At 57.1% G+C, this 14,563-nt stretch carries 15 protein-coding genes and 1 riboswitch; of the genes, 7 read left to right on the top strand and 8 right to left on the bottom strand.

Annotated features, from left to right (window positions below):
- Positions 1 to 413 precede the first annotated feature (413 nt).
- Both purH and purD read left to right on the top strand, forming a co-directional pair.
- Entirely contained in the window at positions 414 to 1,886 is a 1,473-nt protein-coding gene (purH, locus tag GM30_RS02175) for a bifunctional phosphoribosylaminoimidazolecarboxamide formyltransferase/IMP cyclohydrolase (protein WP_049847311.1), read from the top strand.
- A 15-nt stretch (positions 1,887 to 1,901) separates the two neighbouring features.
- Entirely contained in the window at positions 1,902 to 3,155 is a 1,254-nt protein-coding gene (gene purD / locus GM30_RS02170) for a phosphoribosylamine--glycine ligase (protein ID WP_049847309.1), read from the top strand.
- On the opposite strand, the gene zraR is transcribed toward purD, so the two are convergent.
- Entirely contained in the window at positions 3,152 to 4,486 is a 1,335-nt protein-coding gene (gene zraR, locus GM30_RS02165; protein ID WP_049847308.1) for a sigma-54-dependent response regulator transcription factor ZraR, read from the bottom strand. The two genes, purD and zraR, sit on opposite strands and share 4 nt — an antisense overlap.
- Positions 4,483 to 5,874 (bottom strand): two-component system sensor histidine kinase ZraS, encoded by a 1,392-nt coding sequence (gene zraS, locus GM30_RS02160; protein ID WP_049847307.1) that lies wholly within the window; start codon positions 5,872 to 5,874, stop codon positions 4,483 to 4,485. Before zraS ends, zraR begins: the two co-directional genes overlap by 4 nt.
- 255 nt (positions 5,875 to 6,129) lie before the next feature.
- On the opposite strand from zraS, the gene zraP reads away from it, so the two are divergent.
- The gene (gene zraP, locus GM30_RS02155; protein ID WP_049847310.1) at positions 6,130 to 6,579 is read left to right on the top strand and encodes a zinc resistance sensor/chaperone ZraP; all 450 of its coding nucleotides are present in this window, start codon (positions 6,130 to 6,132) and stop codon (positions 6,577 to 6,579) included.
- Position 6,580: 1 nt separating this feature from the next.
- Here zraP and GM30_RS02150 read toward each other — a convergent pair whose 3' ends face one another.
- The 6 genes from GM30_RS02150 to nudC form a co-directional block, all read right to left on the bottom strand.
- Complete coding sequence (locus GM30_RS02150) at positions 6,581 to 7,273, bottom strand: DUF1481 domain-containing protein (RefSeq protein ID WP_049847306.1); 693 nt, start codon at positions 7,271 to 7,273, stop codon at positions 6,581 to 6,583.
- A 12-nt stretch (positions 7,274 to 7,285) separates the two neighbouring features.
- On the bottom strand, positions 7,286 to 7,558 hold the full coding sequence (gene hupA / locus GM30_RS02145; RefSeq protein WP_006816568.1) for a nucleoid-associated protein HU-alpha: 273 nt from the start codon (positions 7,556 to 7,558) through the stop codon (positions 7,286 to 7,288).
- Positions 7,559 to 7,744: 186 nt separating this feature from the next.
- Positions 7,745 to 8,335, bottom strand: a complete 591-nt coding sequence (locus tag GM30_RS02140) for a YjaG family protein (protein WP_049847305.1) — start codon at positions 8,333 to 8,335, stop codon at positions 7,745 to 7,747.
- A gap of 45 nt (positions 8,336 to 8,380) precedes the next feature.
- Positions 8,381 to 9,049 (bottom strand): deoxyribonuclease V, encoded by a 669-nt coding sequence (gene nfi, locus GM30_RS02135; protein ID WP_049847304.1) that lies wholly within the window; start codon positions 9,047 to 9,049, stop codon positions 8,381 to 8,383.
- A 9-nt stretch (positions 9,050 to 9,058) separates the two neighbouring features.
- Positions 9,059 to 10,123, bottom strand: a complete 1,065-nt coding sequence (gene hemE, locus GM30_RS02130) for a uroporphyrinogen decarboxylase (protein WP_049847303.1) — start codon at positions 10,121 to 10,123, stop codon at positions 9,059 to 9,061.
- Positions 10,124 to 10,163: 40 nt separating this feature from the next.
- Positions 10,164 to 10,919 (bottom strand): NAD(+) diphosphatase, encoded by a 756-nt coding sequence (nudC, locus tag GM30_RS02125; RefSeq protein ID WP_049847302.1) that lies wholly within the window; start codon positions 10,917 to 10,919, stop codon positions 10,164 to 10,166.
- 98 nt (positions 10,920 to 11,017) lie between these two features.
- On the opposite strand from nudC, the gene GM30_RS02120 reads away from it, so the two are divergent.
- The 4 genes from GM30_RS02120 to GM30_RS02105 all read left to right on the top strand — a co-directional run.
- The gene (locus tag GM30_RS02120) at positions 11,018 to 11,530 is read left to right on the top strand and encodes an Rsd/AlgQ family anti-sigma factor (protein WP_049847301.1); all 513 of its coding nucleotides are present in this window, start codon (positions 11,018 to 11,020) and stop codon (positions 11,528 to 11,530) included.
- Positions 11,531 to 11,575: 45 nt separating this feature from the next.
- A riboswitch (TPP riboswitch) is annotated at positions 11,576 to 11,685 on the top strand.
- A gap of 82 nt (positions 11,686 to 11,767) precedes the next feature.
- Positions 11,768 to 13,663, top strand: a complete 1,896-nt coding sequence (gene thiC / locus GM30_RS02115; protein ID WP_049847300.1) for a phosphomethylpyrimidine synthase ThiC — start codon at positions 11,768 to 11,770, stop codon at positions 13,661 to 13,663.
- Positions 13,663 to 14,298 carry a thiamine phosphate synthase gene (gene thiE / locus GM30_RS02110; RefSeq protein WP_049847299.1) on the top strand — a complete coding sequence of 212 codons (636 nt, stop codon included), beginning with the start codon at positions 13,663 to 13,665 and terminating at the stop codon, positions 14,296 to 14,298. Before thiC ends, thiE begins: the two co-directional genes overlap by 1 nt.
- Positions 14,291 to 14,563 (top strand): HesA/MoeB/ThiF family protein (locus GM30_RS02105; RefSeq protein WP_193391765.1); only part of this gene is annotated, 273 nt, incomplete at its 3' end. The genes thiE and GM30_RS02105, both read left to right, overlap by 8 nt.

Below are 14,563 nucleotides of genomic sequence, written 5' to 3'. Positions count from 1 at the left end.
CGACGCGGCTTACAGCGCACTGTCGCGAGGTGGCGTATATTACGCTTTCCTCTTTCAGAGTCAACCCTGAATTTCAGCGTTTTCTCTTCCGACTTACCGTCGCTGTGTGATGTTGTTCACAAGCGCCGTGTCGATGGAGGCGCATTATAGGGAGTTCTCCGCGGCCCGCAATAGAAAAATGACAGAAACAGCACTGACTGCTGCATTCCACAGCAAAACCCCGGGTTATACCCTTTTACACACAAACTTATCCACAACACCGAGAAAAGATAAAAATTCGCGAGCGTCGCGCAAACGTTTTCGTTACAATGCCGCGCTAAGCGAAAGATGCCTGGTCAGGCGCGTTAGCTGAGTTTTTTATGGAAAATTCACCTAACGCTCTCTGTCATATTCAAATCCTGGGGATTTATACCATGCAACAACGTCGTCCAGTCCGCCGCGCTCTGCTCAGTGTTTCTGACAAGGCCGGTATCGTCGAATTCGCACAGGCACTTTCTACTCGTGGAGTGGAACTGCTGTCTACAGGTGGCACCGCGCGCCTGCTGGCGGAGAAAGGCCTGCCGGTGACCGAAGTCTCTGACTACACCGGTTTTCCGGAAATGATGGATGGACGCGTTAAAACCCTGCATCCGAAAGTGCATGGCGGCATTCTGGGTCGTCGTGGCCAGGACGATGAGATCATGGCGCAGCACGCTATTTCGCCTATTGATATGGTGGTGGTTAACCTTTACCCCTTCGCCCAGACCGTGGCGCGTGAAGGCTGCACGCTGGAAGACGCGGTTGAGAATATCGATATCGGCGGCCCGACCATGGTGCGCTCCGCCGCCAAGAACCACAAAGATGTGGCTATCGTGGTGAAGAGCAGCGACTACCGCACCATTATTAATGAGATGGATGCCAACGATGGCTCCCTGACCCTCGCCACCCGTTTCGATTTAGCAATTAAAGCCTTTGAGCATACCGCCGCTTACGACAGCATGATTGCCAACTACTTCGGCAGCCTGGTGCCCGCCTATCACGGCGACACTGAAACGCCTTCCGGCCGTTTCCCGCGCACCCTGAACCTGAACTTCATTAAAAAGCAGGATATGCGCTATGGTGAAAACAGCCATCAGCAAGCCGCTTTCTATATAGAAGAGAATGTGAAAGAAGCGTCCGTTGCGACAGCGCAACAGCTGCAGGGCAAAGCGCTCTCCTATAACAACATCGCCGATACCGATGCCGCGCTGGAATGTGTAAAAGAATTCAGCGAACCGGCGTGCGTCATCGTTAAGCACGCGAACCCGTGCGGCGTTGCGGTCAGCGACTCCATTCTGGATGCCTACGATCGTGCCTATAAAACCGACCCGACCTCCGCGTTTGGCGGCATCATTGCTTTCAACCGCGAGCTGGATGCAGAAACCGCGCAGGCCATCATCTCCCGCCAGTTCGTCGAAGTGATCATCGCCCCGACGGCCTCCCTGGAAGCGCTCAAAATCACTGCCGCGAAACAGAACGTCCGCGTCCTGACGTGCGGCGAATGGGCGGCACGCGTTCCGGGTCTGGATTTCAAACGCGTTAACGGGGGTCTGCTGGTACAGGACCGGGATCTGGGCATGGTGTCCGACGCTGAGCTGCGCGTGGTGACCAAACGTCAGCCAACCGCACAGGAGCTGCGCGACGCACTGTTCTGCTGGAAGGTGGCGAAATTCGTGAAATCTAACGCCATTGTCTATGCGAAAGAAAATATGACTATCGGCATTGGTGCGGGCCAGATGAGCCGCGTCTATTCCGCGAAAATTGCCGGTATTAAAGCAGGTGACGAAGGGCTGGANGAAGTGCCCCCCCCCGCCGATGAACACGGTATCGCGATGATCTTCACCGACATGCGCCACTTCCGCCATTAATCCACGGAGCAGAGAATGAAAGTATTAATCATCGGAAACGGCGGGCGCGAACATGCGCTGGCATGGAAAGCCGCGCAGTCGCCTCTGGTTGACACCGTCTTTGTCGCCCCGGGCAATGCGGGCACGGCGCTGGAACCTGCGCTGCAAAACGTTGCCATCAGCGCCACGGATATCCCTGCGCTGCTGAGCTTTGCGCAAAATGAAAGCATCGGGCTGACGATTGTTGGCCCGGAAGCGCCGCTGGTCATTGGCGTGGTGGATGCGTTTCGTGCCGCTGGCCTGACGATTTTTGGCCCGACGGAAGGCGCTGCACAGCTGGAAGGTTCAAAAGCGTTCACCAAAGATTTCCTCGCTCGCCATAAGATCCCGACCGCTGAATACCAGAACTTTACGGAAGTGGAGCCGGCGCTGGCATACCTGCGCGAGAAAGGCGCGCCGATCGTCATCAAAGCCGACGGTCTGGCCGCCGGTAAAGGCGTGATCGTGGCGATGACGCTGGAAGAAGCGGAAGCCGCCGTAAACGATATGCTGGCAGGCAACGCGTTTGGTGACGCCGGTCATCGCATCGTTATCGAAGAATTTCTTGATGGCGAAGAAGCCAGTTTCATTGTGATGGTCGACGGCGCGAACGTGCTGCCGATGGCGACCAGCCAGGATCACAAACGCGTGGGCAACGGCGACACCGGCCCCAATACCGGCGGAATGGGCGCTTACTCGCCTGCACCAGTGGTGACTGACGAGGTTCACCAGCGCACGATGGAGCGCATTATATGGCCAACCGTGCGTGGTATGGCGGCTGAAGGCAATACCTATACCGGTTTTCTGTATGCGGGTCTGATGATCGACAAGCAGGGCAACCCGAAGGTGATTGAATTTAACTGCCGCTTCGGCGACCCGGAAACGCAACCAATCATGCTGCGCCTGCAGTCCGATCTGGTGGAACTGTGCCTGGCGGCCTGCGACGGCAAACTGGACACGAAAACCTCACGGTGGGACTCCCGCGCCTCGCTCGGCGTGGTGGTCGCGGCCGGTGGGTACCTGCCGCTGGAAGAAGGGGCGGACGGTAAAGTCTTCCATGCGGGCACCCGCCTTTCTGATGACGATCGGGTACTCACCAGCGGCGGACGCGTGCTGTGCGTGACGGCGTTGGGCGATACGGTCGCACAGGCGCAGGCGCGCGCGTATGAACTGCTGCAGGATATTCACTGGGACGGCAGCTTCTATCGCAACGACATTGGCTATCGCGCCATTGCACGCGAGAAAAACTAGCGGCTGAGTTTTGCCAGCAGCGTTTTGCGCGTGATCCCCAACTGACGGGCGGCTTCAGTTTTGTTGCCGCCCGTTTTTTCCAGCGCCGCCAGAATCACCTCTTTTTCCACTTCCACCAGCGGCTGAATCGCAACGTCTTCGGTGTCATCAGGCTCCGGCACGACGGTGCCGGCAATCGACAGCGGCAATTCTCTTTCTGAAATATACTCGCCAGTTAATAACACCACCGCACGCTCTACGGCATTCTCCAGTTCGCGAATGTTCCCCGGCCAGGGATAGTGGATCAGCAAATCCATTGCTTGTGGAGTAAATCCTTTGATCGCTTTACGGTTTCGCTCACCGTAGCGTTGCAGGAAGTGTTCGGCCAGCAGGGGGATATCTTCGCGACGCTGACGCAACGGCGGCATCTCAATGGTGACTACGTTCAGTCGATAGTAAAGATCCTGGCGGAAACGGCCTTCGGCCACCTCTTCCGCCAGATTACGGTGCGTGGCGGCTATCAACCTGGCGTTAATGGCGATGGTTTTGTTACTGCCGACGCGCTGGATTTCGCGTTCCTGAATGGCTCGCAGCAACCGGACCTGCATCAGCGGCGAGATATCACCGATTTCATCGAGAAACAGAGTACCGCCCTGCGCTTCCTCGAAACGCCCTTCGCGACGTTTATCCGCGCCGGTAAACGCCCCTTTCTCATGGCCGAATAGCTCTGATTCCAGCAACGACTCATTCAGCGCGGCGCAGTTGAAAACCACCAGCGGCTTATCGCGGCGCTCGCTGCAGGCATGCAGCGCTCTGGCAACCAGCTCTTTGCCGGTACCGGACTCACCGCAGATAAGCACTGTCGCGTCTGAAGGCGCCACCAGCGCGATCTCATTCAGCAGCGCCTGCATCGCCGGGCTTTGCCCCACCATGCCAAATTGCATGGCAGAAACCGGTGACGTTGCGACTGCCGATGGATGCGTATGGGCCAGTGCCTGAGCGATGGTCTCTTCCAGGCGGTCAAAATCCAGCGGTTTTGTCAGGTAATCCAGCGCGCCGGATTTAATCGCCTCCACGGCGGTTTCCACGCTGGAGAACGCCGTCATGATCAGAATAGGAATCGCCGGGTTGTACGCTTTGATCTCTTTTAACGTTTCGATACCGTCCATTTCCGCCATGCGGATATCGCACAGGACAAGATCGAAAATCCGCGCCCGCACCTGCGCCAGTGCCTGTACGCCGTTGTACGCCAGCGTGACTTCGTAGCCCCACCCGCGAAGTAGTGCCTGGAGTATCGTGCAGTGGCTGATGTCATCATCGACAACGAGAATATTGACTGTCGCGCGCGTCATCCTTGTTCGTCCTTCTGTGAGGCATTCAGCGGCAGGAATAAGGTAAAGACCGCGCCGCCACCTGGCTGGCTGTCGACCTGAACCGTTCCGCCGTGCTGTTCAATAATATTCTGCACCACCGCCAGTCCGAGGCCGGTGCCATCGGCTTTGGTGGTGAAATAAGGGGTAAAGATTGCCTCAAGCTGATCCGGCGCAATCCCCTTCCCGCTGTCACTCACGGTGATTTTTACCCGCTGACCGTCGCACTCGCTGGCGTCAACGGTTATGGTGCCGTCGCGATCGGTAGCCTGAATCGCATTCAGATACAGGTTCAGCAGCACCTGCGTCAGCCTGTCCGGATCGGCCTGAATCTGCCGCAGTTCGGGCCGGGCATGAAACTGCAGATCAATGTCACGGCTCTTCGCGTCCTGGCTCACCAGTTGCAGCGAATGGGCGATCAGCGCATTGACATTCACCGGTTGCAGCGAAAGATGCGCCGGGCGCACCAGCTCCAGCAGCTCACTCACTACCCGGTTCAGCCTGTCGGCCTCTTTCGCCATCACCTGCGCCAGCGCGTGGGATTCGCTGTCTGACGGCGCGCGTTCCGCGAAGTATTTCGCGATGCCCTTGATGGACGAGAGCGGGTTGCGGATCTCATGGGCGACGCCCGCCGCAAGATGCCCCAGCGCCGTCAGCTTCTCTTTGCGTTTATTCGCTTCCTGCAACAGCAGGTATGAACGCTGATAGCGTCGAAACCAGAACAGTGCCGACACCGTGGCGAACAGCACCACGCCAGCGGCGCACAGCATAATGATCATATTGCGCCGCTCTCGCGCCAGTGTCGCGTCCAGCTCGCTGGCATCAAAGGCAATGAAAATGACCTGTGGCGCGCTGTTATTCACACCGCCGTCATGGCGGGACATCATCATACGCATGTGGTGCCTGCCAGCGGGGTACAACGGGCGAAATTGGCGGTAAATCTCCAGCGCCGGTTCAGGGGTAGCAATCCGCCGCCACTGCTCCTGCTCGCCGATGTTCAGTTCACGCATCACGGCTTCTGAATAGAGCGTTTTACCGACCTGTTGCGGGTCGCTGTGCGCGGTGATCCGGCCCGCGTCGTCCGTCACCGCAAACCACAATACGCCCGGCTGCAGGGCCATCTCTTCCAGCAGCGTTTGCAGTTGCATTTGATGCATGCGCATTCCCATACCGGCACGCGTACCTGATTCAAGAGCGCGAATTAATACACTGCCTTTTTCTTCCACATTCTGCCGCGCGGCAGTGTTTTCGCGGGCATAGTCACGAATAATCAGTACTGAAAACAGGCCTATCAGCAGTAGCGTCAGCCCCGCCAGCACGCCGCTTAGCCAGCTGGCGGCCGATCCTTTCGGTAAGCGCATCAGGCTCATGAAGACGTCCTTTTGGTTGATGTTCTCTCCTCATGCAGCAGAAACCATGCCACTTTTCCACACGTGTAACTTTGTTCTCAGGCATGTCCCGGGCTTTTCAGCGGGTAAAAATGACTCGCCGGGCAATTGCGAGCGGGTCATTTTTACTCGTTTTGCCTGCTTTCATCCGCACATTCCCCGGTCTTTATGCGGTTCTGGTAGCTGGCACGGAAGATGCAAAACAGGAGGTGAATGGAAAACAAAGGAGGAAAGACGATGAAACGAAATAAAGGATATACCCTGGCACTGATCGCGGTAGTCGCCCTGGCGTTTGGCAGCGGCGTGGCGCAGGCCAGACCCCACTGGGGGAACGGTTATGGTATGGGCGGTCAGGGTTACAGCCAGCTGACGCCAGAGCAGCAGGCCACCCTGCAGAAACTCCATGCCGATCACTACGCGCAAACCAGCGCCTTGCGCCAGCAACTGATGTCGAAGCGCTATGAGTACAACGCGCTGTTGACTGCCAGCTCGCCGGACAGCGCGAAAATTGAGGCCGTGGCGAACGAGATGGCCACGCTGAATCAACAGCTCGACCAGCAGCGCGTGAAGTTTGATGTTGCCTTAGCGCAGTCAGGCGTACCGCGTGCTGCCGGAATGGGTTACGGCGGCTGTGGTGGCGGTATGGGTATGCATCGCGGCGGCGGCATGGGTATGGGCCGCTGGTAAATCAGAAGGTTTTTTCGTTCGGCTGCCAGGTACAGAAATCTTCGTTGGCGATCAACAGCAACTGAGATCCTTCCGCCGCTTCGAGCCAGGCAATGCTCACTTCCAGGGACGAGTGATTCTGGCGACGCTGAATACGGGATATCGCCCAGGGTTCAAGGTCAGGCTTCAGCGTCTGGCCTTCACAGGTGGTAACCGTTTGATCGGCGTGCCAGCGTCCCTGACGCAGCACCACGCGCCCGTGACGCAGTGCGTCGCTGGTCAGACGGAGCTGCTCTGCCCGGAAACGGTATAGCGCGATTTGATCGTTAGAGAGCTGCTGTTTCTGTCCGTCCACTTCACGCTGCATAAAGCTCAGTTCGCCGTGATCGTCGAAACGGGCTCGAATATGTTCGGGGGGCTTGCTGTAGACGTTGAGTTCAATCAGCGTCAGCGTATCGCCCTGCCAGCGGTATTCGCTGGTTGAGGTGTTTCCACTTCGCCAGGGGCTGAAGGCGGCAAAGAGATGAGTCTCTCCGTCGACGTCTTTACGCCAGAGGCGTACCGCGCCCTGATCGTCCGCATAACCGCTGGCGGTAAACGGCGGAAGCGAGGAATTGTGACTACAGGCTGACAGCAACAGCACGCCTGCCAGCGCCAGCGTTCGACGCCAGATGGACAAAAGGGGCGTAACCGCCCCTTCGATAAAACTGTTCACTGCCACGCGATCTTACTTAACTGCGTCTTTCAGTGCTTTACCAGAAACAAATGCCGGTACGTTAGCTGCGGCGATTTTGATTTCTTTACCGGTCTGCGGGTTGCGGCCAGTGCGCTCAGCGCGGTGGTTCACTTTGAAGGTACCGAAACCAACCAGTTGTACAGCATCACCTTCTTTCAGAGACTCAGTAATAGCAGCCAGGGTGGATTCCAGAGCAGATTTTGCCTGTGCTTTTGACAGATCAGCCTTGTCCGCAATTACATCAATCAGTTGAGTCTTGTTCATAAGTTATCCTTACAATGTGTTTATCGCTTGCTAAGCATCGAGTGCGACGGATATGCCTTAAGAGCACTCTCCTGCATATACGCACCGATAGCCACTTTTTTTCGCCCTCCAAATGTAGACCAGACGGGGGGCAGATGTGAAGCCTTCAGGCACGACAAATCACGCGGTAAATCACGTTTTGTCGTCTCATTGCTTAAAATTTATACCAATATTGCTCTCGCCAGCTTCCCGAAGGTCTGCACGGAGTCCTTTTATCAGTTCTGGGTCGCGTTCTTCACAGTCCGCAAGCAGGCGAAAAATTTCCCATTGGATGTCCCATTCCTGTTCTACCGCCGGGTTGGCTTTCAGCTCTTCGTCCGTCATTTCACGACCCGCCTGGGTCATTTCCAGCATCGCGACCGTCGTGATGGACGTTTTACTGACTTCAACCGCATGTTCCAGCGTTTCACCGCTCAAACGCGAATGCACCAGTTCACTTAACGCCACGCAGGCGTCAATGGCCGGATAGACACCATACATATCGTAGTCGTCCGCCGCCGGAATAGCTTCTTCCAGCTTCTCGAGCTGGCTGTCGAAATTCACCTTCGCGTCTTTGACCGTCAGCGTTTCCCAGATTAAGTCGAGAATGCGGCGGTATAAGTGCGGATCGCCAAACTCGGTTTCCCTGCAGAACATCGCATAGTTCGGATACATGCGTTCGCACAGGCAGGCCATAAACGTCGTGTGCTGCCAGCTTTCCAGCTTCTCCAGACGCAGATGAATGGGGTTTTGTAACATGATGACATCCCGGATTCGAAAATTAGCGGCAGTGTACCTGAATCATCACTGAATTTCCTGCCAACGAACAAACGCCGGGCGGCCCGATGCCACGGCGTCCGCCCAGCGCGTGGGCTCCGGCAGACGGTAACCGCGCATACAGCGTTGCACCCACGCCAGCGCGCTGTCGATGCTGACCCGGTGCCCGGTGGATACGAACAGTGGATTGCAGCGGATTTTGCTGCGCCACACCCATGCCAGTTGTTCGCCTTTGTCCATCAGCGGCGCCAGCGCGCCAGGCTCTGCCGACAGCGGCTCAAACTTACCGCACAGGCGTTTTTTCGCCACGCCGATGGTCGGCACATCCACCAGCAGCCCGAAATGGCTGGCAACACCAAGGCGACGCGGATGCGAGATGCCGTGACCGTCAACAAACAGCAGATCCGGTTTTTGCGACAGCTGCGCCCAGGCCGCGCTCAGCGCAGGGGTTTCACGAAAGGAGAGAAAGCCGGGAATGTACGGCATGGAGGTGGCGACGCGCGCCACCTGATGTTCAACAAGCTCAAGCGAAGGATACTTCAGCAGGACGATGGCCGCTCGCGTGACCTCTCCACCCTGCTCAAACCCTACGTCAGCCCCTGCGATCAACGTCGGTGGATCCTTATCTAAACGATCCTCGCGGATCACGGATGAGGCCAGTTCAAGTTGTTGCGCGCGAAGTGACGCGAGATCCATAACAGCTCCTTACTGATGATACGGCTCAGAAAGTCGGTGCACCGCCTCCACAAACACGCCAGCGTGCTCTGGCGGCACATCCTGATGAATACCATGGCCGAGGTTGAAAACATGCCCTTCGCCCTGGCCGAAGCCAGCGAGAATAGTGGCAACCTCTTCCTCAATGCGCGCCGGCGGGGCGTACAGCATTGATGGGTCCATATTGCCCTGCAGCGCGACTTTATCACCCACGCGACGGCGCGCATCGGCGATATCGGTCGTCCAGTCAAGCCCAAGCGCGTCACAGCCGGTTTCGGCCATCGCCTCCAGCCATTGACCGCCGCCTTTGGTGAACAGCGTCACCGGTACGCGCTGTCCGTCGTTTTCACGCAGCAGGCCATCGACGATTTTGTGCATGTAATAGAGCGAGAACTGCTGATAGTCACGACCGGTCAGCACGCCGCCCCAGGTATCGAAAATCATCACTGCCTGCGCGCCCGCCTTAATTTGCGCGTTCAGATAAAGCGTGACACTTTTCGCCAGCTTATCAAGCAACGCATGCAAAGCGGTGGGATCGGCGTACATCATTTTTTTGATGACGGTAAAGGCTTTGCTGCTGCCGCCTTCTACCATGTAGGTCGCCAGCGTCCACGGGCTCCCGGAGAAACCAATCAGCGGCACCTGACCTTTTAACTCGCGACGAATAGTGCGCACGGCGTTCATCACATACCCCAGTTCCTGCTCAGGATCGGGGATCGGCAGCCGGTCGACATCTGCTTTGCTCTTCACCGGGGAGGTAAAGCGCGGACCTTCACCCGCTTCGAAATAGAGCCCGAGGCCCATCGCATCCGGCACGGTGAGAATGTCCGAAAAGAGGATCGCCGCATCCAGCGGGTAACGACGCAGCGGCTGTAGCGTCACTTCACAGGCCAGCTCGGCGTTTTTGCACAGCGACATAAAATCGCCCGCCTGCGCGCGCGTGGCTTTGTATTCCGGCAAATAGCGGCCCGCCTGCCTCATCATCCATACCGGAGTGACATCAACGGGCTGGCGCAGCAGCGCACGCAGATAACGATCGTTTTTCAGTTCGGTCATTTTGCAGTTCCTTTATGCGTCAGGCGCTCAGTGTAACACGTCAGTAATCATCATCCCGGCACATTGCCACGGTATCTTCAATCAGGCGACGGGCAACGGTTCCCGGTGGCGGCAACAGCGGCAGATTGTCGTAACGATACCAGTTCGCTTCCAGCAGCTCTTTGGGATCGATAACGATTTCACCACTGTCATACTCCGCCATAAACGCCGTCATTAGCGACTGCGGGAACGGCCAGGGCTGCGAGGTCACGTAACGCAGGTTTTTAACTTTTATCCCGCTCTCTTCCATGACTTCACGCGCCACCGCNCCCTCAACAACCCCCGCCAGCACCGTATGGATGCCGCCACGATGACGGGTGTGCTGCGCCAGCAGGATGGAGTCGTCGCGGCGAATGGCGACGATAATGCAGGGGGCGATTTGCGGATAATAGCGTTCGCGGCAATGGCTGCACAGCATCGCCCATTCGGTTTTGCTGGGGTGCATCGTATGCCCGCAGTAGCCGCAGAATTTATGCGAGCGATAGAACTCAGCCAGCTGTACACCGCGCCCGGCCAGTTGGAACAGCCCGACGTCCTGATCGATCACCTGACGCACCGACCCCATATCATGGCGGCGATTTTGCTGCACCAGCCAGACAGGATCGCCCTGCCATTCACCGATCTGCAGCGCGTTGTGCCCGACAAGATCGTATTTTTCCGCCTCGCCATAAGGCAATTCTCCCGCAGGGAGCCATAATTTCTGTTCATGGCTGATGATCCACCAGCCACGATCTAATTTTTCAATTATACGATCCATAGCTATTGCACTACCTTCGCTTCACTGGCAACTTGATAACATAGTTTTTACATTTCCCGGGTGAGCAGTCTTTTACTTTTAAACTTGCGGAGTCAAACATGCTAAACCAGCTAGAAAGCCTGACGGAACGCGTTGGCGGAAGTAATCAATTTATCGATCAATGGCTGCACGTACGTAAGCATCTGCTCGTTGCTTACTATAATCTGGTTGGCATCAAGCCTGGCAAAGAATCGTATATGCGGTTGAACGAAAAAGCGCTTGATGATTTCTGTCAGAGCCTGGTGGACTACCTCTCCGCCGGACATTTTAAAATTTATGAACGTATTATCCGTGAACTGGAAGCAAATAGCCCACATTTAGAGGCAACAAAACTCTATTCGCGGCTGGAGGCCAACACCCAGCAGATCATGGATTATTACGACTCCAGCCTCGAAAATGCTATTGATAATGACAACTATCTGGAATTTCAGCAGTCGCTGTCCGGTATTGGCGAAGCACTGGCCGCACGCTTTACGCTGGAAGATAACCTGATCGTGCTGGCACTGGGCAATCAGCGAAATCTCGTCGCCAGTGATGGCAGCATTGTCGACAGCGCTCGCTTGAGTTCTTAAGCATTAACGAGTAGGTTACATAATGATCCCCTCTTCGCTGAGGGGTGCATCTTGTCGGAGTGCCTAGTGCGTAAGCACAGGCTGAGACCGTTTATTCGGGATCCGCGGAACCTGATCAGGTTAAGACCTGCGAAGGGAACAAGAGTAATTCGCCATCGGCGTACGCCCTTTCGGGCAAGAGTCATTATTACTCCCTCCGTCGTCTGACAAGCCACGTCCTCTTTTCTGGAATGAGCTATGTCTACTACAAAACTGACCCGTCGCGAGCAGCGCGAACACGCCCAACACTTCATCGACACGCTGGAAGGCACCGCTTTCCCCAACTCGGTCCGTATTTATATCGAAGGTTCGCAGCCGGACATTCGCGTTCCGATGCGCGAGATCCAGCTGAGCCCGACGCTTATCGGTGGCGGTAAAGACAACCCGCAGTACGAAGACAACGAAGCGGTGCCGGTGTATGACACTTCTGGTCCCTACGGCGATCCGGCCATTGCCATTGACGTTCAGCAAGGCCTGGCGAAGCTGCGCCAGCCCTGGATTGATGCGCGCGGCGACAGCGAACCGCTGGCAGAACGCAGCTCGGCGTATACCAAAGCACGTCTTGCAGATGATGGTCTCGACGAGTTGCGCTTCAACGGTTTACTGACGCCGAAACGCGCCAGAGCCGGTAAACGTGTCACCCAGTTGCACTACGCCCGTCAAGGGATCGTCACGCCGGAAATGGAATTTATCGCCATCCGCGAGAACATGGGCCGCGAGCGTATTCGTAGTGAAGTGCTGCGCCAGCAGCATCCTGGTGAAGGGTTCGGCGCACGTCTGCCGGAAAATATCACCCCGGAATTTGTTCGTGATGAAGTGGCCGCCGGTCGCGCGATTATCCCTGCGAACATCAACCACCCTGAATCAGAACCGATGATTATCGGTCGCAATTTCCTCGTCAAAGTGAACGCCAACATCGGCAACTCTGCGGTGACGTCCTCCATCGAAGAAGAGGTGGAGAAACTGGTATGGTCAACCCGCTGGGGCGCCGATACAGTGATGGACCTGTCCACCGGGCGCTATATTCATGAAACCCGCGAATGGATCCTGCGCAACAGCCCGGTCCCGATCGGCACCGTGCCGATCTACCAGGCGCTGGAGAAGGTGAACGGGATCGCCGAAGATCTGACGTGGGAAGCATTCCGCGACACACTGCTGGAGCAGGCGGAACAAGGCGTGGACTACTTCACCATCCACGCCGGGGTGTTGCTGCGTTACGTGCCGATGACCGCTAAACGCCTGACCGGCATCGTCTCCCGCGGCGGCTCGATCATGGCGAAATGGTGTCTGTCGCATCACAAAGAGAATTTCCTCTACGAGCGTTTTCGCGACATCTGCGAAATCTGTGCCGCGTATGACGTCTCGCTGTCGCTCGGCGACGGGCTGCGTCCGGGTTCGATTCAGGACGCCAACGACGAAGCGCAGTTCGCCGAATTGCACACGCTGGGCGAGCTGACCAAAATTGCCTGGGAGTATGACGTTCAGGCGATGATCGAAGGCCCGGGGCATGTGCCGATGCAGATGATCCGCCGCAACATGACCGAAGAGCTGGAGCACTGCCACGAAGCGCCGTTCTACACCCTCGGCCCGTTGACCACGGACATCGCGCCGGGTTACGACCACTTCACCTCCGGCATCGGCGCGGCAATGATTGGCTGGTTTGGCTGTGCGATGCTGTGTTACGTCACGCCAAAAGAGCACCTTGGCCTGCCGAACAAAGAGGACGTCAAACAGGGGCTTATCACCTACAAAATCGCCGCCCACGCCGCCGATCTGGCGAAAGGCCATCCGGGCGCGCAAATCCGCGATAACGCCATGTCGAAGGCGCGCTTCGAATTCCGCTGGGAAGATCAGTTTAACCTCGCGCTCGACCCGTTCACCGCCCGCGCTTATCACGACGAAACGCTGCCGCAGGAATCCGGCAAAGTGGCGCATTTCTGCTCCATGTGCGGCCCGAAATTTTGCTCGATGAAAATCACCCAGGAAGTGCGTGATTACGCTGCGAAGCAGGCCATTGAGGCTGGCATGGCGGATATGTCGAACAGCTTCCGCGCCAAAGGGGGCGAAATCTATCTGAAGCAGGAGGAAGCGTGATGTATCAGCCTGATTTCCCTAAAGTTCCCTTCCGCCTGGGGCTATACCCGGTGGTCGACAGCGTGGAATGGATCGAACGTCTGCTGGAGGCGGGCGTGCGCACCGTGCAACTGCGAATAAAAGATCTGCCTGATGACGATGTCGAAGCGGATGTGATCCGCGCGATCCAGTTGGGTCGCCGTTACCGCGCCCGGCTATTCATCAACGACTACTGGCGACTGGCGATTAAACACCAGGCGTACGGCGTGCACCTCGGTCAGGAGGATCTGGAAACCACCGATTTGCAGGCCATCCGCGAGGCCGGGCTACGGCTTGGTGTCTCGACGCATGATGATATGGAAATCGACGTCGCGCTGGCGGTTAAACCGTCCTACATCGCCCTGGGGCACGTCTTCCCGACGCAAACCAAGCAGATGCCGTCGGCACCGCAGGGGCTGGAACAGCTGGCGTCGCACATCGAGCGCCTCGGCGATTACCCTACCGTCGCCATCGGTGGAATCAGCATTGACCGTACACCGTCAGTGCTGGCCACCGGCGTTGGCAGCGTTGCCGTTGTCAGCGCCATTACCCAGGCCCCGGACTGGCAAATTGCCACCGCGCAATTGCTGGAAATGGCAGGAGCTGGCGATGAATGACCATGATTTCATGCGTTACAGCCGCCAGATGCTGCTAGAGGATATCGTGGTCGATGGTCAGCAAAAGCTGCTCACCAGCCGGGTGCTGATTGTCGGCCTCGGTGGTCTCGGCTCCCCTGCCGCGCTGTATCTGGCAGGAGCAGGCGTCGGGACACTGGTGCTGGCCGACGACGACGAGGTGCATCTCAGTAATCTGCAGCGGCAGATTCTGTACACCAGTGACGATATCGAACAGCCGAAAGCGCAGGTGGCGCAGCGGCGGGGG

The sequence above is a fragment of the Trabulsiella odontotermitis genome, assembly GCF_001188485.1.
In the GTDB taxonomy this organism is placed as follows: Bacteria; Pseudomonadota; Gammaproteobacteria; order Enterobacterales; family Enterobacteriaceae; genus Trabulsiella; species Trabulsiella odontotermitis_A.
The sequence above is the reverse complement of the archived record's forward strand: the minus strand, read 5'-3'. Positions and strand labels throughout refer to the sequence as shown.

Coding starts and splice junctions, on each gene's coding strand:
- nfi (WP_049847304.1), bottom strand. CDS start 9,049: ATGGATCTCGCGTCACTTCGCGCGCAACAACTTGAACTGGCCTCATCC.
- thiC (WP_049847300.1), top strand. CDS start 11,768: ATGTCTACTACAAAACTGACCCGTCGCGAGCAGCGCGAACACGCCCAA.
- zraR (WP_049847308.1), bottom strand. CDS start 4,486: ATGACGCGCGCGACAGTCAATATTCTCGTTGTCGATGATGACATCAGC.
- thiE (WP_049847299.1), top strand. CDS start 13,663: ATGTATCAGCCTGATTTCCCTAAAGTTCCCTTCCGCCTGGGGCTATAC.
- purD (WP_049847309.1), top strand. CDS start 1,902: ATGAAAGTATTAATCATCGGAAACGGCGGGCGCGAACATGCGCTGGCA.
- hupA (WP_006816568.1), bottom strand. CDS start 7,558: ATGAACAAGACTCAACTGATTGATGTAATTGCGGACAAGGCTGATCTG.
- hemE (WP_049847303.1), bottom strand. CDS start 10,123: ATGACCGAACTGAAAAACGATCGTTATCTGCGTGCGCTGCTGCGCCAG.
- zraP (WP_049847310.1), top strand. CDS start 6,130: ATGAAACGAAATAAAGGATATACCCTGGCACTGATCGCGGTAGTCGCC.
- zraS (WP_049847307.1), bottom strand. CDS start 5,874: ATGAGCCTGATGCGCTTACCGAAAGGATCGGCCGCCAGCTGGCTAAGC.
- GM30_RS02120 (WP_049847301.1), top strand. CDS start 11,018: ATGCTAAACCAGCTAGAAAGCCTGACGGAACGCGTTGGCGGAAGTAAT.
- GM30_RS02140 (WP_049847305.1), bottom strand. CDS start 8,335: ATGTTACAAAACCCCATTCATCTGCGTCTGGAGAAGCTGGAAAGCTGG.